At 55.2% G+C, this 1431-nt stretch carries 2 protein-coding genes; both read right to left on the reverse strand.

Annotated features, from left to right (window positions below; genetic code table 11):
- Positions 1-86: 86 nt before the first annotated feature.
- Complete coding sequence (locus tag ACO6V1_RS23900) at positions 87-1163, reverse strand: hypothetical protein (RefSeq protein ID WP_422469088.1); 1077 nt, start codon at positions 1161-1163, stop codon at positions 87-89.
- Between the two features lie 16 nt (positions 1164-1179).
- A partial coding sequence (locus tag ACO6V1_RS23905; protein ID WP_422469090.1) for a hypothetical protein occupies positions 1180-1431 on the reverse strand: 252 nt, incomplete at its 5' end.

Below are 1431 nucleotides of genomic sequence, written 5' to 3' on the forward strand. Positions count from 1 at the left end.
GGGCGTCGCAATAAAATCGTGCCAGTTCATAGGGTCGTCCGTGAAGATTAGTGGGCAGTTGGCAGTGGGCAGTGGGCAGAGGTTTATTAGCGGTGGTTGGGGTTGTTCTGGGGCAGGTACTTTCGCCAGCTTCCGGGCAGCATACTGTTGCCACCGAAGCCATAACCGTTGCCCTGTTTCGGTGCTGCTGTTGCAGGTGTGCCGATGGGTGGTGGTGGGGCTGCGGTGAGGTCATCAATACGCTGCCGGTAGTCCTGGCCCTGGGTTTCAGCCTCTGCCCCTCTGGGACCAAACAGGTCAAAGTCCGGGTTATCGTTCTGGTATTGTGTTGGTCCATTTTGATAACCGGGGTTGCGGGGTTGGTAGGGTTTCATCAACTGGTCCAGTGCGGCTCTGACGGCGGGAGGCTTGAGCATGGACAGTTCGTCCGGTTTCAGGTTCTGACCGGCCAGTGACTGGGTAGCCATGGCTTCAGCCATGGGCATAAGTTGCTCCATCAATTTGCCGACATCGCTGACGCCCTTATTGCCGGGGTCGTAGGTTTGCTGCCGTTGACCGGCAAAGTTGTTCAGGTTGGACAGGGAGCTGAGATAGAACTGCTTGACCGGGTTGCCATCGTCACTGAGCAGGCTGACCAGCGGGTCTTCGTTGCGGTCGCTGTGGTTCATTTGGATGGAGGATACGTTACCGGCCTTAATACCGGGGTGCTGGTTGATAAAATTAATAGCATCCTCTGCATCCCGTGGGTCCTGCCCCTGATGGTACTTTTGCAGCATCCGGTTCAGCTTACCGGCATCTTGCGTCAGTGGGCTGACCACCGTTTCCTTTCTCTCCATGGGCATACCATAACCGGTCTGACTGCCTTGCGGTGCTGGCGGCATGGGTGACTGCCTGCCGGTCTGACCGATCCCGTACTGCCGGTTGACCAGTTCATCGTGCTGCTGCTGGCGGTCATAGAACAGGTCGGTATCGTTCTTGTCGATGGATTGCTGGGTCAATGCCTGTTGCTGTTCTTGCCCATTGTATTCCTGCTGTCGCCTGGCTAGATCGCCAAGGCGCTGGTTGATGGCGTGCTGTTCTTCAGCGTAACCGGGCATTTTGGTGCCATGGCCCAGTGACTCGAATTTGTTCTGATAGACTCTGCCATCCGATCCGATATACATGGTGTTCCTCCGTGAATTAATACTCGTATCCAAACGACTCGCTGTAATTCCATTTGCCGTTATTGTCGTATTTCTGTACCAACCCGTTCTGCCACCGCTGCTGCGCCTGGTTGAATGCCTGGTTGAATGCCTGGTTCTGCGCCGCCAGTTTCATCTCGTCCTGCTTAAATCCGTAACCAAGGTCGTACTGACGGGCCGCTTCGTTAAGCTGGTCATACTTGATCTTGTTATCCGTGAACATATCCGCTGCCAGCTTGTAGACACTGGT

Origin of the sequence: Endozoicomonas sp. ALC013, assembly GCF_049310205.1 — a bacterium.
In the GTDB taxonomy this organism is placed as follows: domain Bacteria; phylum Pseudomonadota; class Gammaproteobacteria; order Pseudomonadales; family Endozoicomonadaceae; genus Endozoicomonas.

Coding starts and splice junctions, on each gene's coding strand:
- ACO6V1_RS23900 (WP_422469088.1), bottom strand. CDS start 1,163: ATGTATATCGGATCGGATGGCAGAGTCTATCAGAACAAATTCGAGTCA.